Source organism: Nocardioides sp. BGA-UO-ETr-FS32 (genome assembly GCF_059567905.1).
Genome location: NZ_JCAQOX010000016.1, coordinates 477,960 through 501,544 on the forward strand (window position 1 = coordinate 477,960; position 23,585 = coordinate 501,544).

At 71.2% G+C, this 23,585-nt stretch carries 25 protein-coding genes; 21 read left to right on the forward strand and 4 right to left on the reverse strand.

Annotated elements, in window-relative coordinates:
• Positions 1-55 precede the first annotated feature (55 nt).
• The 5 genes from AC57BS_RS19875 to AC57BS_RS19895 all read left to right on the forward strand — a co-directional run bounded on the left by AC57BS_RS19875 (position 56) and on the right by AC57BS_RS19895 (position 5,987).
• On the forward strand, positions 56-1,729 hold the full coding sequence (locus tag AC57BS_RS19875) for an ABC transporter substrate-binding protein (protein WP_496413171.1): 1,674 nt from the start codon (positions 56-58) through the stop codon (positions 1,727-1,729).
• 90 nt (positions 1,730-1,819) lie between these two features.
• Positions 1,820-2,830 carry an ABC transporter permease gene (locus AC57BS_RS19880; RefSeq protein ID WP_496413172.1) on the forward strand — a complete coding sequence of 337 codons (1,011 nt, stop codon included), beginning with the start codon at positions 1,820-1,822 and terminating at the stop codon, positions 2,828-2,830.
• 6 nt (positions 2,831-2,836) lie between these two features.
• Positions 2,837-3,811 (forward strand): ABC transporter permease, encoded by a 975-nt coding sequence (locus AC57BS_RS19885; protein WP_496413173.1) that lies wholly within the window; start codon positions 2,837-2,839, stop codon positions 3,809-3,811.
• A gap of 5 nt (positions 3,812-3,816) precedes the next feature.
• Positions 3,817-4,830, forward strand: coding sequence for an ABC transporter ATP-binding protein (locus AC57BS_RS19890; protein WP_496413174.1), 1,014 nt, complete (start codon positions 3,817-3,819; stop codon positions 4,828-4,830).
• Positions 4,827-5,987 carry an ABC transporter ATP-binding protein gene (locus AC57BS_RS19895; protein WP_496413175.1) on the forward strand — a complete coding sequence of 387 codons (1,161 nt, stop codon included), beginning with the start codon at positions 4,827-4,829 and terminating at the stop codon, positions 5,985-5,987. The genes AC57BS_RS19890 and AC57BS_RS19895 overlap by 4 nt, the downstream gene beginning before the upstream one ends.
• A gap of 9 nt (positions 5,988-5,996) precedes the next feature.
• Here the strand turns inward: AC57BS_RS19895 and AC57BS_RS19900 are convergent, their stop codons facing one another.
• Positions 5,997-6,911, reverse strand: coding sequence for a RecB family exonuclease (locus tag AC57BS_RS19900; RefSeq protein ID WP_496413176.1), 915 nt, complete (start codon positions 6,909-6,911; stop codon positions 5,997-5,999).
• Positions 6,912-7,001: 90 nt separating this feature from the next.
• Here AC57BS_RS19900 and AC57BS_RS19905 point away from each other — a divergent pair, with 90 nt between their 5' ends.
• From AC57BS_RS19905 to AC57BS_RS19925, 5 genes are all read left to right on the forward strand, one after another.
• Positions 7,002-8,171, forward strand: coding sequence for a site-2 protease family protein (locus AC57BS_RS19905; RefSeq protein ID WP_496413177.1), 1,170 nt, complete (start codon positions 7,002-7,004; stop codon positions 8,169-8,171).
• A 48-nt stretch (positions 8,172-8,219) separates the two neighbouring features.
• Complete coding sequence (locus AC57BS_RS19910) at positions 8,220-9,182, forward strand: tRNA (adenine-N1)-methyltransferase (protein WP_496413178.1); 963 nt, start codon at positions 8,220-8,222, stop codon at positions 9,180-9,182.
• The gene (locus tag AC57BS_RS19915) at positions 9,179-9,718 is read left to right on the forward strand and encodes a GrpB family protein (protein WP_496413179.1); all 540 of its coding nucleotides are present in this window, start codon (positions 9,179-9,181) and stop codon (positions 9,716-9,718) included. The genes AC57BS_RS19910 and AC57BS_RS19915 overlap by 4 nt, the downstream gene beginning before the upstream one ends.
• 116 nt (positions 9,719-9,834) lie before the next feature.
• Positions 9,835-11,580, forward strand: coding sequence for a proteasome ATPase (arc, locus tag AC57BS_RS19920; RefSeq protein ID WP_496413180.1), 1,746 nt, complete (start codon positions 9,835-9,837; stop codon positions 11,578-11,580).
• Positions 11,581-11,587: 7 nt separating this feature from the next.
• On the forward strand, positions 11,588-11,935 hold the full coding sequence (locus AC57BS_RS19925) for a hypothetical protein (RefSeq protein WP_496413181.1): 348 nt from the start codon (positions 11,588-11,590) through the stop codon (positions 11,933-11,935).
• Between the two features lie 150 nt (positions 11,936-12,085).
• Here AC57BS_RS19925 and AC57BS_RS19930 read toward each other — a convergent pair whose 3' ends face one another.
• Positions 12,086-12,709, reverse strand: a complete 624-nt coding sequence (locus AC57BS_RS19930; RefSeq protein ID WP_496413182.1) for a class I SAM-dependent methyltransferase — start codon at positions 12,707-12,709, stop codon at positions 12,086-12,088.
• A 3-nt stretch (positions 12,710-12,712) separates the two neighbouring features.
• Between AC57BS_RS19930 and dop the strand changes: the two genes are divergently transcribed.
• The 4 genes from dop to prcA all read left to right on the forward strand — a co-directional run bounded on the left by dop (position 12,713) and on the right by prcA (position 16,390).
• Entirely contained in the window at positions 12,713-14,233 is a 1,521-nt protein-coding gene (gene dop, locus AC57BS_RS19935) for a depupylase/deamidase Dop (protein ID WP_496413183.1), read from the forward strand.
• Between the two features lie 69 nt (positions 14,234-14,302).
• The gene (locus AC57BS_RS19940) at positions 14,303-14,500 is read left to right on the forward strand and encodes a ubiquitin-like protein Pup (RefSeq protein ID WP_496413184.1); all 198 of its coding nucleotides are present in this window, start codon (positions 14,303-14,305) and stop codon (positions 14,498-14,500) included.
• A gap of 5 nt (positions 14,501-14,505) precedes the next feature.
• A complete protein-coding gene (gene prcB, locus AC57BS_RS19945; protein WP_496413185.1) occupies positions 14,506-15,336 on the forward strand; it encodes a proteasome subunit beta in 831 nt (276 codons plus the stop codon).
• A 22-nt stretch (positions 15,337-15,358) separates the two neighbouring features.
• Positions 15,359-16,390, forward strand: a complete 1,032-nt coding sequence (prcA, locus tag AC57BS_RS19950) for a proteasome subunit alpha (protein ID WP_496413186.1) — start codon at positions 15,359-15,361, stop codon at positions 16,388-16,390.
• Between the two features lie 152 nt (positions 16,391-16,542).
• Here prcA and AC57BS_RS19955 read toward each other — a convergent pair whose 3' ends face one another.
• Both AC57BS_RS19955 and AC57BS_RS19960 read right to left on the reverse strand, forming a co-directional pair.
• Positions 16,543-16,953 carry a hypothetical protein gene (locus AC57BS_RS19955; protein WP_496413187.1) on the reverse strand — a complete coding sequence of 137 codons (411 nt, stop codon included), beginning with the start codon at positions 16,951-16,953 and terminating at the stop codon, positions 16,543-16,545.
• 10 nt (positions 16,954-16,963) lie between these two features.
• Positions 16,964-17,437, reverse strand: a complete 474-nt coding sequence (locus AC57BS_RS19960; RefSeq protein WP_496413188.1) for a hypothetical protein — start codon at positions 17,435-17,437, stop codon at positions 16,964-16,966.
• A 78-nt stretch (positions 17,438-17,515) separates the two neighbouring features.
• On the opposite strand from AC57BS_RS19960, the gene pafA reads away from it, so the two are divergent.
• From pafA to AC57BS_RS19995, 7 genes are all read left to right on the forward strand, one after another.
• Positions 17,516-18,877 carry a Pup--protein ligase gene (gene pafA, locus AC57BS_RS19965; protein ID WP_496413189.1) on the forward strand — a complete coding sequence of 454 codons (1,362 nt, stop codon included), beginning with the start codon at positions 17,516-17,518 and terminating at the stop codon, positions 18,875-18,877.
• Positions 18,878-18,978: 101 nt separating this feature from the next.
• On the forward strand, positions 18,979-19,932 hold the full coding sequence (locus AC57BS_RS19970) for an FKBP-type peptidyl-prolyl cis-trans isomerase (protein WP_496413190.1): 954 nt from the start codon (positions 18,979-18,981) through the stop codon (positions 19,930-19,932).
• Between the two features lie 41 nt (positions 19,933-19,973).
• Positions 19,974-20,957: a helix-turn-helix transcriptional regulator gene (locus AC57BS_RS19975; RefSeq protein ID WP_496413191.1), complete on the forward strand. Its 984-nt coding sequence runs from the start codon at positions 19,974-19,976 to the stop codon at positions 20,955-20,957.
• The gene (locus AC57BS_RS19980) at positions 20,954-21,991 is read left to right on the forward strand and encodes a helix-turn-helix transcriptional regulator (protein ID WP_496413192.1); all 1,038 of its coding nucleotides are present in this window, start codon (positions 20,954-20,956) and stop codon (positions 21,989-21,991) included. The genes AC57BS_RS19975 and AC57BS_RS19980 overlap by 4 nt, the downstream gene beginning before the upstream one ends.
• Before the next feature lie 5 nt (positions 21,992-21,996).
• Positions 21,997-22,281: a Sec-independent protein translocase subunit TatA gene (locus tag AC57BS_RS19985; protein WP_496413193.1), complete on the forward strand. Its 285-nt coding sequence runs from the start codon at positions 21,997-21,999 to the stop codon at positions 22,279-22,281.
• Positions 22,282-22,299: 18 nt separating this feature from the next.
• Positions 22,300-23,136, forward strand: a complete 837-nt coding sequence (gene tatC / locus AC57BS_RS19990; RefSeq protein WP_496413194.1) for a twin-arginine translocase subunit TatC — start codon at positions 22,300-22,302, stop codon at positions 23,134-23,136.
• Positions 23,137-23,181: 45 nt separating this feature from the next.
• Positions 23,182-23,577, forward strand: a complete 396-nt coding sequence (locus AC57BS_RS19995) for a hypothetical protein (RefSeq protein ID WP_496413195.1) — start codon at positions 23,182-23,184, stop codon at positions 23,575-23,577.
• The last annotated feature ends 8 nt before the right edge of the window (positions 23,578-23,585 follow it).

The following is a 23,585-nucleotide window of genomic DNA, read 5'->3' on the forward strand; positions in this document are numbered from 1 at the left end:
CGGCGGTCTAGTGTGCTGGACACACCTGATCGATTACCGGACGGAAGGACCCCGGATGTCTGTGACACGCACCGTGGCAGCTTGGACCACGGCTGTCCTGGCTGTCGCCACCCTGGCGAGCTGTGCCGAGAGCGAGCGCGATGACGGCGGGAGCGGGGGCAGCGGCGACGACGGCACGTTCGTCTTCGGCGCGGCGGGCGCCCCCGAGATGTTCGACCCCTACTACGCCACCGACGGTGAGACGTTCCGCATCACGCGGCAGATGTTCGAGGGCCTCCTCGGCATCGAGCCCGGCAGCGCCGAGGTGGTGCCGGAGCTCGCGACGGAGTGGACCTCCAACGAGGAGGGCACCGAGTGGACCTTCACGCTCCGTGACGACGTGACCTTCCACGACGGCGAGCCCTTCAACGCCGAGGCCGTCTGCTACAACTTCGAGCGCATGTTCGACCAGAACGACGCGGGTCAGGTTGCCGGCGAGTACTGGGGCTACGTGATGGGCGCGTACTCCAACGACGCCGAGAACTCGCTCTACCAGGGCTGCGAGGCGACGGACGAGTTCGAGGCGGTCATCTCGATCAGCCGTCCGACCTCCGGCTTCCCGACGATGCTGACCCTCGAGTCGCTGTCGATGCAGTCGCCCAAGGCGCTCGAGGAGGGTGACGCCAACGGCATCGCCTCCGAGGGTGAGGGCTTCAGCTTCCCCGCCTACGCCGACGCCCCGGTCGGCACCGGTCCCTTCACGTTCGGCGAGTACGACGAGGCCAACGGCTCGATCACCCTCACGCGCAACGATGACTACTGGGGCGAGGCGGCTCAGGTCAGCGAGATCGTCTTCCGGGTCATCCCCGACGAGAGCACGCGGCGCCAGGAGCTCGAGGCGGGCAGCATCAACGGCTACGACCTGCCCAACCCGGTCGACTGGGCCGGCCTGGAGGAGGACGGCAACTCGGTCGAGATCCGTGACCCGTTCAACATCCTCTACCTCGGCCTGAACCCGGAGGCCAACCCGCAGCTCAAGGACCTGAAGGTCCGTCAGGCGATCTACCACGCCCTCAACCGTGAGCAGCTCGTCCAGACGCAGCTGCCCGAGGGCGCCGCGGTCGCCACGCAGTTCATGCCCGACACGGTCAGCGGCTACAACACCAGCCTCGAGCCGTACGCCTACGACCCCGACGAGGCCAAGCGACTGCTGGCCGAGGCCGGAGCCGAGGGCATGACGCTCAACTTCGCGTACCCCACCGAGGTGAGCCGCCCGTACATGCCGGACCCGCAGAAGATCTACGAGGCCCTGCGCACCGACCTCGAGGCCGTGGGCATCAAGGTGAAGGTGTCGACGGAATCGTGGAACGGCGGCTACCTCGACAACGTGTCCGGTGAGCCCGGCAAGTACGACGCCTACATCCTCGGCTGGACCGGTGACTACGACTCGGCCTACAACTTCATCGGCACGTTCTTCGGCAACCTGAAGGACAACGACTTCGGCACCGACGTCATGCCGTGGGGCAAGCAGCTGGCCGACGACCTCAAGGCCGCGGACGCCATCGTCGACGAGGACGAGCGCGGCGCCGCGTGGGAGGAGATCAACCGCCAGATCATGGAGGAGTACCTCCCCGGGCTCCCGATCAGCCACTCGCCGCCCGCGCTCGTCGTCGGACCCGGCGTCGAAGGGGTGATCCCGAGCCCGCTCACGGCCGAGGAGTTCGACACCGTCACCGTGGGCGGTGAGTGAGGCACCCACCGCCCCGTGACACGTGATGTGTGAGTCAGGGGGTCGTCCCGGCGGGACGACCCCCTGACCCGCTGGTGGCTGAGGAGAACCATGCTTCGTTTCGTCGTACGGCGCCTGCTGCAGATGGTGGGCGTCCTGCTGGTCCTGTCGTTGCTCGTCTTCGTGTGGCTGCGCTCCCTGCCGGGCGGCCCGGTGTCCGCCCTGCTGGGCGAGCGGCAGACCGAAGCCCGGAGGGAGGCGCTGGAGCAGGCCCTCGGCCTCGACCAGCCCCTGCCCGTCCAGTACCTGCGATTCATGCAGCGCGCCCTCCAGGGCGACTTCGGGGTGTCCACGCAGGTGCTCCCCGGTGAGGACGCGCTGGACATCTTCCTGAGTCGTCTCCCGGCGACGCTGGAGCTGTCGTTCTTCGCCCTCGTCATCGCCATCGCGCTCGGCATCCCGCTCGGCTACCTCGCGGCGCGGCGCAAGGGCACCGCGCTCGACACCACCACCGTGATCTTCTCCCTCGTCGGGGTGGCCGTACCGGTCTTCTTCACGGCGTTCCTGCTGAAGTACTTCTTCGCGGTGGAGTGGAACCTGCTCCCCGTCTCCGGGCGGCAGAGCATCGGCCTGGACGCGACCCGCGTGACCGGGCTCTTCGTCCTCGACGGGATCCTCACGCGGGAGTGGGACGCGGCCTGGGACGCCCTCAAGCACCTGGTGCTGCCATCCCTCGCCCTGGCCACGATCCCGTTCGCCGTGGTCTTCCGCATCACCCGGGCCTCGGTGCTCGACGTGCTGGACGAGGACTACGTCCGCACCGCGGAGGCCAAGGGGCTCACGGCCCGGGTGATCCGCGGTCGGCACGTCCTGCGCAACGCCATGCTGCCCGTGGTCACCACCGTGGGACTCCAGGTCGGCGCACTGCTGTCCGGGGCGGTCCTCACCGAGACCGTGTTCTCGTGGCGGGGGGTCGGGCAGGCCCTCGCGGAGGGCTTCCTCCAGAAGGACTACCCCGTGCTGCAGGTCCTGATCATGGCCGCGGCAGCAATCTACGTCCTCGTCAACCTGCTCGTGGACATCACCTATGCCCTCATCGACCCCCGGATCCGGACGAGGTGAGCCGCGATGACCTCTGAGACCCCCCAGCTGCCCCCCGAGCGCACGTCGTACGCCGACCGACGCAAGCAGCGCCTGGACGCGCTGGCCGCCGCCTCGGCCGACGAGGAGGGCGGCGTCTCGCTCATCCTCAGTGCCTGGCGGCGACTGCGTCGCAACCCGGTCTTCCTCGTCGGCCTCGCGATCACGGTCACCTTCGTCGTGCTCGCGATCATCGCGCCGTGGCTTGCACCGTACGACCCGGCGGCACGTCCGCTCCTCGACGACATCCGGCCCCAGTCCAACCCCGTGCCCGGCCCCGAGCCCGGCCACCCGCTCGGTGGCGACGACAAGGGTCGCGACCTGCTGTCCCGCCTGCTCGTCGGCAGCCAGCAGACGCTGATGGTGGGTGTGCTGGCAACCGTGTTCGGCCTCCTCGGCGGCGTCACCCTCGGCACCATCGCAGGTGCGCTGGCCGGGTGGGCCGACTCGCTCGTGATGCGCATCGTCGACGTGATGCTGTCCATCCCGTCCCTGTTGCTGGCGTTCACGATCGCCGCACTGGCCAGCAGCCCGAGCCAGTGGACGCTGATCATCGCCATCGCGACGGTCCAGGTGCCGATCTTCGCCCGCCTTCTTCGCGGGTCGATGCTGGGGCAGCGTGCCAGCGACCACGTCCTCGCGGCGCGGTCGCTCGGTGTCAAGCCGCACGCGATCGTGTTCCGGCACATGCTCCCCAACGCCCTCGGCCCGGTCATCGTCCAGGCCACGCTGGTCCTCGCGGTCGCCATCATCGACGCGGCGGCGCTGTCCTTCCTGGGCCTCGGCAACCCCGACGACCGGCGGCCCGAGTGGGGGCAGATGCTGGGCGCGGCACAGCCCTACCTCGGTCAGGAGCCCCACCTCGCCTTCTACCCCGCCGCCTGCATCATCGTGGTCGCGCTGGGGTTCACGCTGATGGGCGAGTCGCTGCGCGAGGCCCTCGACCCCAAGACCCGGAGGTGAGTGCGATGAGCACGCAACCGGTCCACCCCGCCGCCCGGCACGGCGAGCCGTTGCTCGCGGTGCGCGACCTGCGGGTGACGTTCGGTCGTCGCGGCGAGGAGCCCTTCCGCGCCGTCGACGGCGTCAGCTTCGACGTGCGGCCGGGACAGACCGTCGGCCTGGTCGGCGAGTCCGGGTGCGGCAAGTCCGTCACCTCGCTCGCGATCATGGGCCTGCTGCCCACCCGGGGCAACACCGTCGAGGGCTCGGCCGTCTTCGACGGAGAGGACCTGCTGTCGCTGTCGGCCTCGCAGATGCGCGATCGCCGCGGGGCCGACATCGCGATGATCTTCCAGGACCCGCTGTCGTCGCTCAACCCGGTCATCCAGATCGGCCGGCAGGTCACCGAGGTGATGGAGCGGCACCAGGGCCTGAGCCGCAAGGAGGCGATGCCGAAGGCGGCCGAGCTGCTGGAGCGCGTCGGCATCCCCGACCCGAGGGCTCGCCTGGCCAACTACCCCCACCAGCTCAGCGGCGGGATGCGCCAGCGCGCCCTCATCGCGATGGCGCTGGCCTGCCAGCCGCGGCTCCTCATCGCCGACGAGCCCACCACCGCCCTCGACGTGACGATCCAGGCGCAGATCCTCGCCCTGCTCAAGGAGCTCGTGGTGGAGACCGGCACGGCCATGGTGATGATCACCCACGACCTCGGTGTCGTGGCAGGGCTCTGCGACGAGGTCAACGTGCTCTACGGCGGCAAGATCGTCGAACGCGGCGATCGGCACAGCCTGTTCGCGAGGCCACGTCACCCCTACACGGTCGGCCTGCTCAACTCGATCCCGCGCCTCGACGCCCCGCGGGGCGAGGCGCTCTCGCCCATCCCGGGCTCCGTGGCGGACAACCTGCCGTGGGACTCGGCCTGCGCGTTCGCCCCGCGCTGCCCCAACGCGCTCGACGTGTGCGTCCGGCAGACGCCCCAGTGGGACGGGGACGACGTGGTCGGCCTGCGTTGCTTCAACCCGATGGGGGTGTCCCGATGAGCGCATCGACAGGACTCGACGGGGCGCGCGGAGCCCGTACGGCCGCGCCGGGCGAGGTGCTCGTCGAGGTGCGCGGCCTCGAGGTCCACTTCCCGATCAAGAGCGGGGTCATCTTCGACCGCACCGTGGGACACGTGCGTGCCGTGGACGGCGTCGACCTGACCATCCACCGTGGGGAGACCTACGGCTTGGTGGGGGAGTCCGGCTGCGGCAAGTCCACCCTCGGCAAGGCGATCCTCAACCTCGAGCCGCCCACGGCGGGCTCGGTGATCTTCGACGGGGTCGACATCGCCTCCCTCAAGGGCGAGGACCTGCGCACCGAGCGCAAGCGCTTCCAGATGGTCTTCCAGGACCCGATGTCGAGCCTCGACCCCCGGCAGACCGTGGAGGCCCTCCTGCTCGAGGGAATGCGCGCCCACGGTCTCGACACCGACAAGGCCGCCACGCACGCCCGGTTGCGCGAGCTGATGTCGGCGGTCGGGCTGCCCCCGGCCGGTCTGAAGAAGTACCCCCACGAGTTCTCCGGCGGCCAGCGCCAGCGCATCGGCATCGCGCGGGCGCTCTCGGTGGGTCCCGACCTGATCGTCGCCGACGAGCCCGTGAGCGCCCTCGACGTCTCGATCCAGGCGCAGGTGATCAACCTGCTCCAGGACCTCCAGGACGAGCTCGGGCTCACCTACCTCGTGGTCGCCCACGACCTGGCCGTGGTGCGCCACATCAGCGACCGCATCGGCGTGATGTACCTCGGTGGCCTGGTCGAGGAGTCCGAGGCGGGGGAGCTCTACGAGGTGCCGCTGCACCCCTACACCCGCGCACTCATGTCCGCGGTCCCCGTGCCCGACCCCACCGTGGAGGACTCGCGCGAGCAGATCCTGCTCACCGGCGACCTGCCCTCGCCGGCCAACCCGCCCACGGGCTGCCGCTTCCACACCCGCTGCCCCTGGCGGCAGGAGACCCGGTGCGACACCGAGCGGCCCGAGCTGCGGGTCGTGGAGGTCGCCGGCGCGTCGTCGGGGCACCGGGTCGCGTGCCACTTCGCCGAGCAGATCGCCGCGGGGGAGATCGAGCGCCACGAGGTCGAGGCCCCCCTCGTCACCGAGGGGTTCAGTGGACCGGACGGTCCTCCCACGCCGCCCGAGGCGTACATCGCTCCCTGACCCGCAGGGTCAGTCGGCCGACTCGTCGACCGAGGCGTCTGCGACGGGCACCACAGGCTCGGGGAGGGGCGGGACGGTGCCGCCCTTGGTCGGGCAGTACTCGTGGAACGAGCACCAGTCGCACAGCCGCGACGGGCTGGGTCGCCAGTCGCCGGTCGCCTGGGCGAGCGTGATCGCACGCCAGAGCGCCTCGACCTTGCGCTCGGTCGCGAGCAGGTCCTGCTCGTCGGGCTCATAGCGGACGATCTCGCCGTTGCCGAGGTAGATCAGCTGGAGCACCGACGGCACGATGCCGCGCAGGCGCCAGACGACCAGGGCGTAGAACTTCATCTGGAACAGGGCCTTGGCCTCGAACCCCGCGGCAGGGCTGCGGCCGCTCTTGTAGTCGGTGATGCGGATGCGTCCGTCCGGGGCCACGTCGATCCGGTCGACGAAACCCCGCAGGAGCAGCCTGGACTCCAGGAGCGACTCGACGTAGAGCTCGCGCTCGGCCGGCTCGAGGCGGCGCGGGTCCTCGAGGTCGAAGTAGCGCTCGAGCACGGTGCGGCACGAGGCCATCCAGGCCGCGACGTCGGGACCGTCCTCGCCGAACATCTCGGTGAGGGCGGGCTCGACCTCGAGGATGGCGTCCCACGCAGGCGCGAGCATGTCGGCGGCTCGCTCGGGCGTACGCTCCGGCGCCGGCAGGTCGAAGAGGTCCTCCAGCACCTTGTGCACCAGCGTGCCCCGGGCGGCATCGGGGGAGGGGGCCTCGGGCAGGCGGTCGATCGTGCGGTAGCGGTACATCAGGGGGCAGGTCATGAAGTCGCCCGCCCGGCTCGGTGACAGCGCGCCGAGCACGTCGACGCCGTCGACCGGGGTGGAGACCCGCTCGGCGGGGGACGGGAGCGGGTCGGGGGCAGGCTCTGGAGCGGTGATCGACATGACGCCGTCACCCTAGGGGAGCCGTACGACACCGGCCGGGCGCCGCTCCTGCCCGCAGCCGCTGTGGGCGCGGTTCGTTAGGGTCGAGGTGTGCCCGAGCCCACCGATCCAGCCCCCGTCGAGGGGCGTTCGCGCCCTCCCAAGCGCGCACCCGGCACCCTGCGGATCGGCTCGATCGCTGGCATCGACGTGCTGGTCACGAGCTCGTGGTTCATCGTCGCCCTGCTGATCTCGCTCACGTTCGCCCCGCGCATCGAGGACGCCCAGCCCGGTCTGGGGTTCTGGAAGTACGTCGCGGGCTTCGTCTTCGCGGTCGTGCTCTACCTCTCCGTCCTCCTCCACGAGGCCTCCCACGCGGTCGTGGCCCAGCGCCTGGGCTACGGCGTCAACTCGATCACCCTGCACTTCCTCGGCGGGATGACCGAGATCGACGGACAGTCCAGACGTCCGCGCCACGAGTTCTGGATCGCCGTCGTGGGGCCGCTGACGTCCATCGCGGTCGGCCTGGCCGCCGGGGCGCTCTGGTTCGTGGTCCCCGACGGCCTCGTGCGGCTCGCCCTGGGGGGTCTCGCCGGCGCCAACCTCATCATCGGCGTCCTCAACCTCGTGCCCGGCCTCCCGCTCGACGGCGGCCGCGTCCTCAAGGCCGCGGTCTGGGGCGCCTCCGGCAACCAGCACCGCGGCAGCATCGTCGCCGGGTGGGGCGGGCGGATCACGGCGCTGGCGCTGCTCGCGTGGCCCGTGGTGATGGAGCCGCTGACCGGCCAGCAGCCGACGATCCTCGACCTCGTCCTGGTGTTCATCCTCGGGCTCTTCCTGTGGACCGGAGCGACGGCCGCGATGGCCCACGCCCGGATCCGCGAGCGGCTGCCCGCGCTGGTCGCACGGCCGCTCGCCCGGCGTACGCTCACCGTCCCCGAGGACCTGCCGCTGGCGGAGGCCGTACGCCGGGCGCAGGAGGCCGGTGCCGGCAGCATCGTCACGGTCGATGCCGACGGCTCGCCCGCCGGCATCGTGAGCGAGGCCGCGGTGACCGCGATGCCGGCGGACCGCCGGCCGTGGGTGGCGGTCTCCTCCGTCGCCCGCACGCTCGAGGAGGGGTTGACCCTGCCCGCCACGGTGGCCGGGGAGGACCTGATCCTCGCCATCAGTCGCCGTCCCGCGGAGGAGTACCTCCTCGTCGAGGCCGACGGGACGATCTACGGGGTGTTGTCGACCGCCGACGTGGACCGCGCCTTCCGCGAGAACGCCCGCCGCTGAGCCTCGTCGGCTGAGTGGATCGGCCCTTCGCGCACTAGGGTTCGCGCCATGTCCGAGCCTTCTCCCGACGTCCCCGCCGAGGCCTGGTCCGGCGTCCACCGCGGCCCCCTGCGCGAGGGGGAGTGGGTGCGGCTGACCGACCAGAAGGGTCGCAAGCACAACTTCGAGCTCGTCGCCGGCAAGCGGTTCTTCTCCAACAAGGGCCACCTCGACCACGACGAGATGATCGGGCGCGACGAGGGCTTCACCGTGACCTCGTCGGCCGGCGGCCAGTACCTCGTGTTCCGACCGCTCCTCAACGAGTTCGTCGTCTCGATGCCCCGCGGCGCGGCCGTCGTCTACCCCAAGGACGCCGCGCAGATCGTCGCCCTGGCCGACATCTACCCCGGGGCACGCGTGGTCGAGGCGGGCGCTGGCTCCGGCGCACTGACCTGCTCGCTCCTGCGCGCCGTCGGTCCGTGGGGGCGGCTGACGTCCTTCGAGCTGCGCGAGGAGTTCGCCGACGTCGCCCGCCGCAACGTCCACCAGTTCTTCTCCGCGCCCGAGGGCAGCACCCACCCCGCGTGGGACCTGCGGCTCGGCGACCTCAAGCAGGGCCTGCCTGCGCTGGGCGCGCAGGTCGACCGGATCATCCTCGACATGCTCGACCCGTGGAACTGCGTCGACGTCGTCGCCGACGCGCTGGTGCCCGGCGGCATCGTCTGCGCCTACGTCGCCACGACCACCCAGCTGTCGCGCGTGGTGGAGACCCTGCGCGCCCACGGAGGCTTCACCGAGCCGCAGCCGTGGGAGTCCCTGGTCCGCGACTGGCACGTCGAGGGCCTGGCCGTGCGGCCCGGCCACAAGATGATCGGCCACACGGCGTTCCTCGTCACCGCGAGGCGGATGGCGCCGGGGGAGAAGCCGCCCCGCAAGACGCGACGTCCCGCACCCGGCGCGTACGGACCCGACTACACCGGGCCGCGCCCGGCGGACGTGCCCCCGCACGAGCAGCCCGACGCCGACGCGTGATCGAGGTCGTCGACTGGTCGCCGCGCTGGGCCGAGCAGTTCGAGGAGGTCGCCACCGTCCTCACGCGCGCCCTCGCCGACGTGCGGTCCGCCCGGGTCGAGCACGTCGGGTCGACGTCGGTGCGCGGGCTGGCCGCCAAGCCGATCCTCGACGTCGACGTCATCGTCGAGTCGTCGGAGGTCGAGGCGGCCGTGGCCGCGCTGGAGTCGGTCGGCTACGTCCACCGCGGCGACCTCGGTGTCACCGGGCGCGAGGCGTTCCACGCGCCCGGCGAGCCCCGGCGCAACGTCTACGTGTGCACGGCGGGCACCGCGAACGTGCGCAACCACCTCGCCGTGCGCGACGTGCTGCGACGTCGTGCCGACCTGCGCGAGGCGTACGACTCGGTCAAGCGTGCGCTCGCCGCGGACCCCGGCATGGACATCGACACCTACATCGCCGGCAAGACGGCCGTGCTGCAGCAGGTGCTCGAGGCGTCGGGCGCCTTCAGCGACGAGGAGCTCGCAGCGATCCGACGGCTCAACGACGCCGGCTGACGAACGCCGGCCGTCGAGGCGACGAACACGTCGTTGCCAAACGGTGATCGACACGGCGAGACAACCCCTTCCGTCCCATGGATCCATGGGTAGTGTCACTGGACAGGAGGTGCGAGATGTCTGAGCCGACACGCGAGCAACTTGCCACTCAGGTGCGCTACCTGGAGGCAGAGGTCACCGACCTGCGCCGCCGCCTCGAGGATGTGCCCGGCCACGCCCTCGGGCTGGAGAGCCGCCTGGCCGACGCGCAGCGGTCGCTGGCGGCGGTCTCCGGGCAGAACGAGCGACTCGCGCAGACGCTGCGCGACGCCCGCGACCAGATCACCACGCTGAAGGAGGAGGTCGACCGGCTGGCGCAGCCGCCGGCGGGCTTCGGCACCTTCCTCGCCCGCAACGAGGACGACTCGGTCGACGTGTTCACCGGGGGCCGCAAGCTGCGCGTCAGCGTGAGCCCGGCGGTCGAGCTCGACGCACTCGTGCGCGGCCAGGAGGTCATGCTCAACGAGGCGCTCAACGTCGTCGCCGCGCTCGACTTCGAGCAGGTCGGCGAGGTCGTGATGCTCAAGGAGATCCTCGCCGACGGCGAGCGGGCGCTGGTCATCGCCAACGCCGACGAGGAGCGCGTCGTACGCCTCGCCGAGCCGCTGTGCGCCGAGGACGTCACCATCCGCGCCGGCGACTCGCTGCTGCTCGACACCCGGGCGGGCTACGTCTACGAGGTCGTGCCGAAGTCCGAGGTCGAGGAGCTCGTCCTGGAGGAGGTGCCCGACATCGACTACACCCAGATCGGCGGCCTCGCCACGCAGATCGACGCGATCCGCGACGCCGTCGAGCTGCCCTACCTCCACCCGGAGCTGTTCAAGGACCACGAGCTCAAGCCGCCCAAGGGCGTGCTGCTCTACGGCCCGCCCGGCTGCGGCAAGACCCTGATCGCCAAGGCGGTCGCCAACTCGCTGGCCAAGAAGGTCGCCGAGAGGACCGGAGCCTCCGGGAAGTCCTACTTCCTCAACATCAAGGGCCCCGAGCTGCTCAACAAGTACGTCGGCGAGACCGAGCGGCACATCCGCCTGGTCTTCCAGCGGGCCCGCGAGAAGGCCTCGCTGGGCACGCCGGTCATCGTGTTCTTCGACGAGATGGACTCGCTGTTCCGCACCCGCGGGTCCGGTGTGTCCTCCGACGTCGAGAACACGATCGTGCCGCAGCTCCTCAGCGAGATCGACGGCGTCGAGGCGCTGGAGAACGTGCTCGTGATCGGTGCCTCCAACCGCGAGGACATGATCGACCCCGCCATCCTGCGTCCGGGACGCCTCGACGTGAAGATCAAGATCGAGCGCCCCGACGCGGAGTCGGCCCGCGACATCTTCTCCAAGTACCTCACCCCGACCCTCCCGCTGCACGCCGACGACCTGGCCGAGTTCGGCCAGGACCGCATGGCGACGGTCAACGCGATGATCCGTGCGACGGTCGAGCGGATGTACACCGAGTCGGAGGAGAACCGGTTCCTCGAGGTCACCTACGCCAACGGCGACAAGGAGGTCCTCTACTTCAAGGACTTCAACTCCGGCGCGATGATCCAGAACATCGTCGACCGCGCCAAGAAGATGGCCATCAAGGACTTCCTCGACAGCGACCTCAACCCCGCCCAGCGGGGTCTCCGGGTCCAGCACATGCTCCAGGCGTGCGTGGACGAGTTCAAGGAGAACGAGGACCTGCCCAACACCACCAACCCGGACGACTGGGCGCGGATCTCGGGAAAGAAGGGTGAGCGCATCGTGTTCATCCGCACCCTCATCACCGGCAAGCAGGGCACCGAGCCCGGGCGCTCGATCGACACGGTGTCCAACACCGGCCAGTACCTGTGAGGCGTTGGTGGACCGGGAGGAGGACCTGGGGCACCGCGACATCGAAGCCGCTCTGGAGGCCAGGCGCGAGCTCGGCGCCCGCTACGACGCCGAGCTGGTGGAGGGTTTCGCCGAGCGGATCGAGCGGGCCGTCGACCGCCGGGTGGCCGACCATGTCGCGCTGGCGCAGCGGCGTACGTCAGCCGTCGGCGACGCGGGCGGCCGCCAGCTCGCGCTCGGCATCGTCTCGCTGGTGGCCTTCATCCCGATCAGCATCGCGCTGGGCGTCAACGGCCAGTTCCTCGCCCTGCTCGTCACCCTGGCCGGCATCGTCGGCGTGAACCTCGCCCACGCCTGGCAGTCCCGCAACCCCTAGCCGCGACACCCCTCAGGAGGGGTTGCCAGCGGCCCTCGGGGCACTAGGTTGAGCAGATGCGAACCATTCTGATCATCGTCGTCATCGTCGTCATCGTGCTCTTCCTCGCCGGCTTCCTCCGTCGCGGACGCTGACCGAGCACCACCACCTTCAGCCGGCCACCAGCCGGTAGCCGTACGTCCACGGGCGGGCGATGCCGGGCCCGGGGAAGTACGCCTGCTCCAGCTCCTGCACGCGCCATCCCGCGCCCTCGACGAGGGCCGGGATGTCGCGCGTGAGGTGGCAGCCTCCGGCGACGGTGCGCTGGACCGGTTCGAGCCGGCGCTGCCAGCGGCGTACGGACTCCTCGGGCGCCACTCCGTGCTCGAGCACGTGCAGGCGACCGCCGTCGCGCACCACCCGTCGAGCCTCCCGCAGCGCGAGGAGCGGGTCGGGGATCGTGCAGAGGCTGAACGTCACCATTGCGCTGTCGTGGGAGTCGTCCGGCAGGTCCAGGCGCTGGCCGTCGAGACCGGCCCGCTCGATCGGCAGGCGGGTGCGCGCACGTCGCTTCGCCGAGATCTCCCAGGCCGCGTCGGACGGTTCGATCGCGGTCACCGACGTCACGGCCGATGGGTACCAGCGGATGTTCAGCCCGCTGCCGAACCCGATCTCCAGCACCCGCCCGACCAGGCCGGCACACGTGGGCTTGCGCAGCTCGCCGATCTCGTGGCCGCGCAGGCTCAGGTCGGTCAGTCGCGGCAGCACCCGCTCGTCCCACACCCGTAGGCTCATGGCATGAGCGTACGACGTGTGATGGGCACGGAGGTCGAGTACGGGATCTCGGTGCAGGGACAACCGTCGGCCAACCCGATGGTCGCGTCCTCGCAGATCGTCAACGCGTACGCCAGCTCGACCGCGCGCGCCCGGCGGGCCCGCTGGGACTTCGAGGAGGAGTCGCCGCTGCGCGACGCCCGCGGCTTCGACATGGCCCGCCAGATCGCGGACCCGAGCCAGCTGACCGACGAGGACCTCGGCCTGGCCAACGTCATCCTCACCAACGGCGCCCGGCTCTACGTCGACCACGCCCACCCCGAGTACTCCTCGCCCGAGGTCACCACGCCGCTCGACGTGGTGCGGTGGGAGAAGGCGGGGGAGCAGGTGATGCTGGACGCCTCGCGGATGGCCGCCCAGGTGCCCGGCAGCACGCCGATCCTGCTCTACAAGAACAACACCGACAACAAGGGTGCCTCCTACGGCGCCCACGAGAACTACCTCATGCGGCGCTCGACCCAGTTCGCCGAGATCGTGCGCCACCTGACCCCGTTCTTCGTCTCGCGCCAGGTCGTCACCGGGGCCGGCCGGGTCGGCATCGGGCAGGACGGCCGGGACACCACGGCCGACCGCGGCTTCCAGATCAGCCAGCGCTCCGACTACTTCGAGGTCGAGGTCGGCCTCGAGACGACGCTCAAGCGCCCGATCATCAACACCCGCGACGAGCCGCACGCCGATCCCGCGGTCTATCGGCGCCTCCACGTGATCCTGGGCGACGCCAACCTCGCCGAGGTGTCGATCTACCTCAAGACCGGCACCACCGCCCTCGTGCTGGCGATGATCGAGGACGGCTTCATCGACCGTGACCTGAGCGTCGAGGGAGCGGTCAAGGCACTGCGCGACGTCTCGCACGACCCGACGCTGCGGCACCTCGTCACGCTCCGCGACGGGCGGCGCCTGACCGCGGTGCAGCTGCAGCTCGAGTACCTCGACCTCGCCCGCAAGTACGTCGAGGACCGCTACGGCTCCGACGCCGACGACCAGACCGTCGACGTGCTGGCGCGCTGGGAGTCGGTGCTGACGCGGCTCGAGCGGGATCCGATGGAGTGCGCGACCGAGCTCGACTGGGTCGCCAAGCTCAAGCTGCTCCAGCAGTACCGCGACCGTGACGGCCTCGGCTGGGACGACGCCAAGCTGCACCTCATCGACCTGCAGTACGCCGACGTACGCCCCGACAAGGGCCTCTACCACCGCCTCGCGGCCGCCGGGCGGATCGAACGCCTCCTCGACGACGCCACCATCGAGGCCGCCATGCACGACCCGCCGGTCGACACGCGTGCCTACTTCCGCGGCCGGTGCCTCGACAAGTACGCCGACGCGGTCGCCGCCGCGTCGTGGGACTCGGTCATCTTCGACCTTCCGGGCCGCGAGTCGCTCCAACGGGTGCCGACCATCGACCCGCTCCGCGGCACCCGCGCCCACGTCGGCCAGCTGATCGACCGCTGCGACACCGCCCAGGCGCTGGTCGCGGCGATCACCCGCTGATCGAGGAAACACCCGTCCGCCGACGGTGAACGTCCTTGTGGCGTCGGTGGGAGTGGATAGGGTCGAGGCATGGCCCAGGAGCAGAAGCAGCCGCGCAAGTCCTCGCAGGAGGAGACGGCGACCGAGGAGGTCGTCGATACCGACGTCGCCGAGCGCAAGGAGATGATCGACGAGGACGTCGACGCGATCCTCGACGAGATCGACGAGGTGCTCGAGACCAACGCCGAGGACTTCGTGAAGTCGTTCATCCAGAAGGGCGGCGAGTAGCCCGCATGGGAGACTCCCGCCTCCCCGCGTCGTTCATGACGCCCGGCACCTCCAGCTTCGCCGACTTCCTCGGCGCCGAGGCCCCTGACCTGCTCCCCTCCCGCCGTGCCGTGCCCGCCGGCAGCGCCGGCGACCTGGCCCCGCACGGCACCACGATCGTCGCGGCGACCTTCGACGGCGGTGTCGTGATGGCGGGCGACCGTCGCGCGACGATGGGCAACATCATCGCCCAGCGCGACATCCAGAAGGTCTTCCCCGCCGACGAGTACTCCGTGGTCGGCATCGCCGGCACCGCGGGGCTCGCGGTCGAGATGGTGCGGCTCTTCCAGACCGAGCTCGAGCACTACGAGAAGATCGAGGGCACCACGCTGTCGATGGACGGCAAGGCCAACCGGCTCGCGGCCCTCATCCGCGCCAACCTCGGCATGGCCATGCAGGGCCTCGCGGTGGTGCCGCTCTTCGCCGGCTACGACCTCACCGCCGACCAGGGCCGGATCTTCAGCTACGACGTGACCGGCGGTCGCTACGAGGAGACTGCCTTCCACTCGGTGGGCTCGGGCTCGCTGTTCGCCCGCGGCTCGCTCAAGAAGCTCTACCGCGACGACTTCGACGTCGAGGAGGCGGTCACCGCCATCGTGCAGGCCCTCTACGACGCCGCCGACGACGACTCCGCCACCGGTGGCCCCGACATCACCCGCCGGATCTTCCCCGTCGTCCAGGTGATCACCGCCGACGGCGGGCGCCGGATGCCCGACGACGAGGTGGCCGCGATCGCCGACCGCATCCTCGCCTCCCGCATGGAACGCCCCGACGGCCCGGCCGCGGCCCTGACCTGATCCGAGATAGGACGCACTTCCCATGAGCATGCCGTTCTACGTCTCCCCCGAACAGCTGATGAAGGACCGGGCCGACTTCGCGCGCAAGGGCATCGCGCGCGGGCGCTCGGTGATCGCCGTCCAGTACGCCGACGGGATCCTGTTCGTCTCGGAGAACCCGTCCCAGGCGCTGCACAAGGTCAGCGAGATCTACGACCGGATCGCCTTCGCGGCGGTCGGTCGCTACAACGAGTTCGAGAACCTCCGCATCGCAGGCGTACGCCTCGCCGACATGCGCGGCTACGCCTACGACCGGCGCGACGTCACCGGCCGCGGCCTCGCCAACGCCTATGCCCAGACGCTCGGCACGATCTTCTCCTCGGGCGGCGAGAAGCCCTACGAGGTCGAGATCTTCGTCGCCGAGATCGGCGACGCCCCCGAGGACGACCAGCTCTACCGCCTCACCTACGACGGCCAGGTCGCCGACGAGCACGGCTACGCCGTGATGGGGGGAGCAGCCGACGTCGTGGCCGGGCACCTGGCCGAGCACTACGTCGCCGGGGCCTCCCTCGACGACGCCCTGCGGGTCGCGGTCGCCGCCCTCGGCCACAGCGACTCCGAGGACCGGGTGATCCCGGTCCGCGACCTCGAGGTCGCCGTCCTGGACCGCACCCGTACGCAGCCGCGCAAGTTCCTGCGGCTGCGCGCGGCGCGGCTCGCCGAGGTCCTCGGGGCCCGCGGGGACGAGCGCGCGGACGAGGCGTCCCCGGAGGACGCGCTCGCCGGGTCGGGGCCGCGCCACTCCGGCCAGGATGACCCGAGCGACCCGACCGACCAGGTCTCGGGCGCGACGCCGCCCCTCGAGGACCCGGTCACCGGGGAGCCGGGATCGCCGGCGGTGGCTCCTCCCGTCGCGCCTCCGGTCGCGCCCCCGGTGGCCCCGCCCGCCGACCGGCCGACCGAGCCGACCGACCCGGCCGCCCCCGGCGAGCCGCGCCCGCCGGCACCCCAGCCGCCGGCACCCCAACCCCCGGCACCGGGCACGCCGCCGCCCGCGGAGCCCGGCAAGATCTGACCGTCGCGTGCCGGCGGGGTCCCGCGCCTGCTGGGTGGGGGAAGTCCGACACCTGGAGGGGGTCGTACACCCCACGAAGTGGCGGACTCCCCGCTCGAGCTGGGAGTCCCCGGGCGGCGCGGGCTCGCTCCCCGGACCGCGGGTGCGACGACTCAGCGGAGGTGGAGCCCCGGCCACCCGGGCGTCGGCACCGTCGGGATCCCCGTGAGCCGGCGCCGGTAGCGCACCAACGGACCGAACTCGTCCAGCGCGCACCACAGCCGCTGGTGCGCTGCCCAGGGGAGCGGCCCCGCCGGGCGTACGTCACCGTCAGGTCCGAACTCGTGCCACGCGGCGCCGAAGCCGATCCACGCCGGGGTCCAGTCGGCTGCGTCGTCCCACGCCCCGCGCCGCTGCTCGACCAGGCGCCGACGGAGCTGGAACTCCAGCCGCGTCCCGTCGACCACCACGGGCGCCGTCCTGACCGACCACAACCAGAGGTCGTCGGTCATGACCCTCAGCTCGAGGTCCTCCACGGTGCCCGGTTCGACCAGGACCGTCGCGACGAGGTGGCGGGGTCCCATGGAGGAACGCTCACCCGCCCGGGGAGGCGACGTCAAGCGTGAGACGTCGCCGCCTGTTGTCGGCGAGGCTCATCGCGAGCGAGGCGCCCGCGGCCACGACACCCATCCACGCCCGCGGGCGGCGTACGCCCCGTGCGGCCAGCGTGCGCTCCGTCCACCCGTCGGCGGCCTCACCGCCGCGACTCACCCCGGTCACGAGCGCACCGAAGGCGAGCGCGATCGCGGCGCCGGCCGCAGGACCGACGTCGACCGGAGGCTCCTGTCGCTGCTCGGGCCCGCCGAACCGCTCGGGGTGGCGGAGCGCGAGGACGGCCGCACCGGCTGCCAGTGCGCCCATTCCTCCGTGGAGCCCCCACCGGGCGGTGGGTGACCACCGCTGCGTCGGGAGGCAGGCGGTGACCAGGCCGGTGGCCACGGCCAGGGCGACGTCGGTCGTCGTGAGTGCCGGCGAGTCGACGGATCGCTCGCGCGAGGACTGGTCCATGCCCGCAACCTAGGCAGGCTCGCCAAGTTTCGGTGCGGAGTGCCGCGCGGACGTGGCCCCCGGTCCTAGTGTGGGGACATGGACCGGCGGATCTTCGGCATCGAGAACGAGTACGGCGTCACGTGCACGTTCAAGGGGCAGCGCCGACTGAGCCCCGACGAGGTCGCCCGCTATCTGTTCCGCAAGGTCGTCAGCTGGGGCCGCTCGTCCAACGTCTTCCTCCGCAACGGCGCCCGGCTCTACCTCGACGTCGGCAGCCACCCCGAGTACGCGACCCCCGAGTGCGACGACATCGTCGACCTCGTCACGCACGACAAGGCGGGGGAGCGGATCCTCGAGGGGCTGCTCCTCGACGCCGAGGCGCGCCTGCACGAGGAGGGCATCGCCGGCGACATCTACCTGTTCAAGAACAACACCGACTCCGCCGGCAACTCCTACGGCTGCCACGAGAACTACCTCGTCGGCCGGGCGGGGGAGTTCAGCCGGCTGGCCGACATCCTCATCCCGTTCCTGGTGACCCGCCAGATCGTCGTCGGGGCCGGCAAGGTCGTGATGACGCCGCGCGGGGCCTCCTACAGCGTGAGCCAGCGTGCCGAGCACATCTGGGAGGGCGTCAGCAGCGCCACCACCCGCAGCCGCCCGATCATCAACACGCGCGACGAGCCGCACGCCGACGCCGAGCGGTTCCGCCGCCTGCACGTGATCGTGGGCGACTCCAACATGAGCGAGACGACCACGATGCTCAAGGTGGCGTCCTGCGACCTCGTGCTGCGGATGATCGAGGAGGGCGTGGTGATGCGCGACCTCACGATGGAGAACCCGATCCGCGCGATCCGCGAGATCAGCCACGACCCGACCGGGCGCCGCAAGGTGCGTCTGGCCAACGGCCGCGAGGCTAGCGCGCTGGAGATCCAGGCCGAGTACCTCGGCAAGGCCCGCGACTTCGTCGACCGCCGCCAGATCTCCACCCCCACCATTGAGCGCGCCCTCGACCTGTGGGAGCGCGGGCTCAAGGCCGTCGAGTCCGACGACCTCGGCCTGATCGACCGCGAGATCGACTGGGTCATCAAGCTCAAGCTCATCGAGCGCTACCGCGCCAAGCACGGCCTGTCGCTCGGCGACGCGCGCATCGCCCAGCTCGACCTCGCCTACCACGACATCCACCGCGGCCGCGGTCTCTACTACCTGCTCGAGAAGCGCGGCGCGGTCGCCCGCGTGAGCAGCGACCTCAAGATCTTCGAGGCCAAGAGCGTCCCTCCGCAGAACACCCGCGCGCGGCTGCGCGGCGAGTTCATCAGGAAGGCCCAGGAGAGGCGCCGCGACTTCACCGTCGACTGGGTGCACCTCAAGCTCAACGACCAGGCGCAGCGCACGGTGCTCTGCAAGGACCCGTTCAAGGCCTACGACGAGCGGGTGCAGCGACTCATCGACGGCATGTGACCCGCGCACTGACGACTCGTCAGGCGGTGTCGTGCCCGGACGGGTGGGGGTTGCTGGATAGGGTGACCGGGCAACGCCGACCGAACGAACAAGGTGAACCAGTGTCTCGTGTACGTTCCGCTGCCCTCAGCGGTGTCCTCGCCCTCAGCCTGCTTGGACTCGCCGCGTGTGGCTCCGACTCCAGCGACGCCGACGAGGGCGGCGCGCCGCTCAGCTCGGTCACCATCGAGGGCAAGCAGGGCGAGGAGCCCAAGGTCACCTTCGACGGTCGCCTCGACGGCTCGAAGGCCGAGACCGAGGTCCTCGTCGAGGGCGACGGCGACGAGGTCGCCGACGGCGACACCGTGTCGGTCGACTGGTGGGTCGGCAACGGCTTCACCGAGGAGCAGGCGCAGAGCACCTACGAGACCGGGCCCCAGTCCGTCGAGATGGCCGACGACACGCTCCCGTTCCTACGGGAGACGCTGATCGGCAACCAGGTCGGTGACCGCATCGTGCTGCTCACCTCCGCCGAGGACGCCTTCGGCGAGGGCGGTCGTCCCGACATCGGCATCGGCAACCGCGACGCCGTCCTCATCGTCGTCGACATCATGGGCACCGCCGAGACCGTTCCGCCCCTCGACGGCCCGCAGGGCGAGGACAAGAAGCCCGCCGGCTGGGCGCCCACCCTCATCGAGGAGGACGGTGTCATCACCGGCCTCGACTTCAGCACCGCCCACACGCCGACCGGCAAGCTGATCGCCACCACCCTGGTCAAGGGCGACGGCCCCAAGGTGAAGTCCGGCCAGACCCTCACAGTCGACTACCTCGGTCAGGTCTACAACGCCGAGGAGCCCTTCGACGAGTCCTACAGCGGGGAGCCGGCCGAGTTCCCGATCGGCGTCGGCCAGGTCATCACCGGGTGGGACGAGCGCCTGGTCGGTCGTACGGTCGGCTCGCGGGTGATCCTCGAGATCCCGCCGGCCGACGGCTACGGCAAGCAGGGCAACGAGCAGGCCGGCATCAAGGGCACCGACACGCTGTTCTTCGTCGTCGACATCCTCGGCGCCAAGTGAGCTGACCGGTCGGGCGCACGGGGAGAGGCAGGGAGAGGCGCATGGTCCAGCCACGGGCAGAACGGCTGATGAACCTGCACATCCTGCTGCTCGGCGCCAAGCGGTTCATCGGCAAGGACGCGATCCGCGAGGCGTGCTATCCCGAGCACGCCCGCGGACCCGCCGGTGACGAGGCGTTCGAGCGCGCCTTCGAGCGCGACAAGGACGCGCTGCGCCAGATCGGCGCCGTGATTGAGGTCGGCAGCGCCGACGCGTTCTTCGACGACGAGATCGGCTACCGCATCCCGACCGAGCAGACCTCGCTGCCCGAGATCCGCTTCGAACCCGACGAGGCCGCGGTGCTGGGCCTGGCCGCGCAGGTCTGGCAGCACGCCACGCTCGCCAAGGCGACCGGACGCGCGCTGGCCAAGCTCAAGGGCCAGGGGGTCGAGATCGACCCGTCCCGGCTGGAGGTCGTCGCCCCGGCCATCACCGCCGACGAGCCGGCCTTCGAGCCGCTCTGGGACGCCGTCGGCAAGCGGCGCCAGGTGAGCTTCCCCTACCAGCGGGCCGACGAGACGGCGCCCACCACGCGCCGCCTCCAGCCCTGGGGCCTGGCCCGGTCGTCCGGACGCTGGTACGTCGTCGGCCTCGACGTCGACCGTGGCGCGGAGCGCGTCTTCCGCCTGTCACGCATCGTCGGCCCGGTGCGCGCCACCGGCCGGTCGGCGGCGTACGACGTGCCCGCGGGCACCGACGTGCGTGCCGTCGCCCGGCGGCTCTCGCCGTCGTTCCCCTCCGTACGCGCCCGGGTCCGGGTCCGCCAGGGCACCGGCATCGGCCTGCGGCGCAGGGCCGAGTCCGTCGTCCCGATCGCGGAGCGCCCCGGCTGGGACGCCGTCGTGGTCGAGGGAACCGTCCACGAGCTCTCCGACGAGGTCCTGACCTACGGCCCCGACGTCGTGGTCGAGGCACCCGAGTCCCTGCGCGACGACGTGGTGGCCCGCCTGCGTGCCGTCGTCGCCACGGCGGGGGAGGACCGATGACCAACCAGGCCGACACCGCACCCGACCAGGTCGCACGCCTGCTCGCGCTCGTGCCCTACCTCCTCGCGCGCGGGGAGGTGCGCCTCGACGACGCGGCCGCGCACTTCGGCACCGACGCCGAGCAGATCGAGCGCGACCTGCGGCTGCTCTTCATGACGGGGCTGTCCCCGGGCCTGCCCGGCGACCTCATCGAGGTCGACCTCGATGCGCTGGAGGGTGACCGCGTCATCCGGGTCGACAACGCCGACTACCTCGCCCGACCCGTGCGCTTCTCGCCGGCCGAGGCGACGGCGCTGGTGGTGGCGCTCCGCACCATGGTCGACACGGCACCGGCCGAGGCGCGCGAGGTCATCGCGCGCACGCTGGCCAAGCTGGAGGAGGCGGCCGGGCACGACGGCGAGGAGCTCCTGCGCCTGCACGTCACGCCCACCCCGCTCGAGACCAGCGCGGTCGTGCCGGTCCTCGAGTCGGCGATCGCCCACGGCCACCAGGTCGAGATCACCTACCACGTCCCCTCGCGCGACCGGCAGTCGGCGCGCGTCGTCGACCCGCGCGGCCTGGCCCGGGTCGAGGACCTGCTCTACCTCGACGCCTGGTGCCACACGGCCGGCGGCGACCGGGCGTTCCGGGTGGACCGCATCGTCGCCGCCACGGAGCTGGAGACCTCCGTCGCCGACCCCGGCGCCCGGGCCCGCGACCTCACGGGCGGGTGGTTCACCGACGCGGAGACGACGACGGTGACGCTCCGGCTCGCGCCGCCGGCGCGCTGGGTCGTCGAGTACTACCCGGTCACCGGCCAGCGTCCCGGCCCCGGCGACACCGTCGACGTCGACCTCGAGGTGGCCAGCGAGGAGTGGGTGACGTCCCTCCTGCTGCGACTGGCCCCCCACGCCACGCTGCTGGCCCCCGACGCGTACGCCGAGTCGTTCACGGCCTCCGCACGCGAGGCGCTCAGCCGCTACGAGGACGACGGCGTAGACTCGTCGCGACCAGCGAATCACGCCCACCCCCAACCCCCAGGAATGACGGAGTGACGCCCATGTTCAGTCCCATGATCGGCATGCCGCAGGGTCTCGAGTGGCTGGTGATCCTGGCGATCGTCGTGCTCGTGTTCGGTGCCGCCAAGCTCCCCGACCTCGCACGCAGCTCGGGCCAGGCGCTGCGCATCTTCAAGACGGAGACCAAGGGTCTCCGCGACGAGGACGACGACCAGAAGACCACCGAGCAGCGCGAGATCGAGGCTCGGGAGCAGGCTGCCGGCGACGCCCGCAGCGACACCTCGGGCGAGGTGCTCCGCGAGCGTCGCGACGACACCACCGCCTGACCCGGAGCCGCGACGAGCGTGAGGATCGCCGGTCTCGTCGGCCTGTTCAAGGGCCGGCCCCACCACGACGTCGGCCCCGACGGACGGATGGCCCTCTCGGACCACTTCCGGGAGTTCCGTGCACGGCTGCTGCGCTGCCTCCTGGTGTTCGTGATCGCCCTGGCGGTCGCACTGGTCTTCAGGCACGCGCTGCTGGACCTGGTCTACGGCCCCTACGACGACGCGCGGGCCAAGCTGCCCGAGGGCACCACGACCGCCACCACGAGCGGTGCCGGTGCCGGCCTGCTGCTCTGGCTGACGCTGTGCGGCTTCGCGTCAGCGATCGTCACGGCGCCCTACTGGCTCTACCAGATCTGGGCCTTCGTCCTGCCCGGGCTCTACGCGCAGGAGCGGAAGATGAGCCGGATCTTCGTCGCCATCGCCGGGCCGCTGTTCCTCGCCGGCATCGCCCTCGGCTACCTGACGCTGCCGGTCGCGCTGGAAGTCCTGATCGGGTTCAACCCCGAGGGGGTCACCAACCTCATCGACTTCAACGACTACCTGCAGTTCTTCACGCGGACCCTGTTCGTGTTCGGCCTGGCCTTCAACATCCCCGTGTTCGTCGTCCTGCTCAACTTCGCCGGCGTCGTCAAGGGCGCCTCGCTGAAGGCCTACCGCCCGTGGATCGTCATCGGCACGTTCATCTTCGCAGCCGTCGCCACGCCCTCGGCCGACCCCTTCACCATGACCCTCATGGCGGTGCCGATGGTGCTGCTGTTCTTCGCCTCCGAGGCGATCGCGCGCTTCAACGACCGGCGTCGGGCGCGACGCAACCCCAACGCCGGCCTGAGCCCCGACGAGCTCTCCTCGATCTGAGCGCCACCGCTCCGACCGCCGGTGCCGGTCTGACAGGGTGGACCCATGCAGGCCGCGATCATCGACGTCGACCCGTTCGACCTGCCTGAGTGGCTCGGCACCCACGACGTCGTCTGGCGGGCCGGCGCCGGGCTGAGCACCGGGCACCTGGTCCGTGGACGCCTGACCGCGGAGCCCGACGCCGGGCTGACGATCGCGTGCGACCTCCTCGCCGTCGACGAGGCCTACCCCGCCCCCGTCGTCGACGACGAGACCCGGCTGCGGGTGCACCAGGCGTGGCGCCATGGCCAGGTCGTGGTCGGTGAGCTCGACTCCCGCCTGGTCCTGGCGGTCCCGGGCACGCGGTTCGGCCCCGAGCTCGTCCTCGACGCGCTGGGACGTCTCGCCCGCGCGGTGGGCGCTCGTGCCGAGCGCTACGCCGCGCTGCTGCGGCTGGGCTGACCCGAACC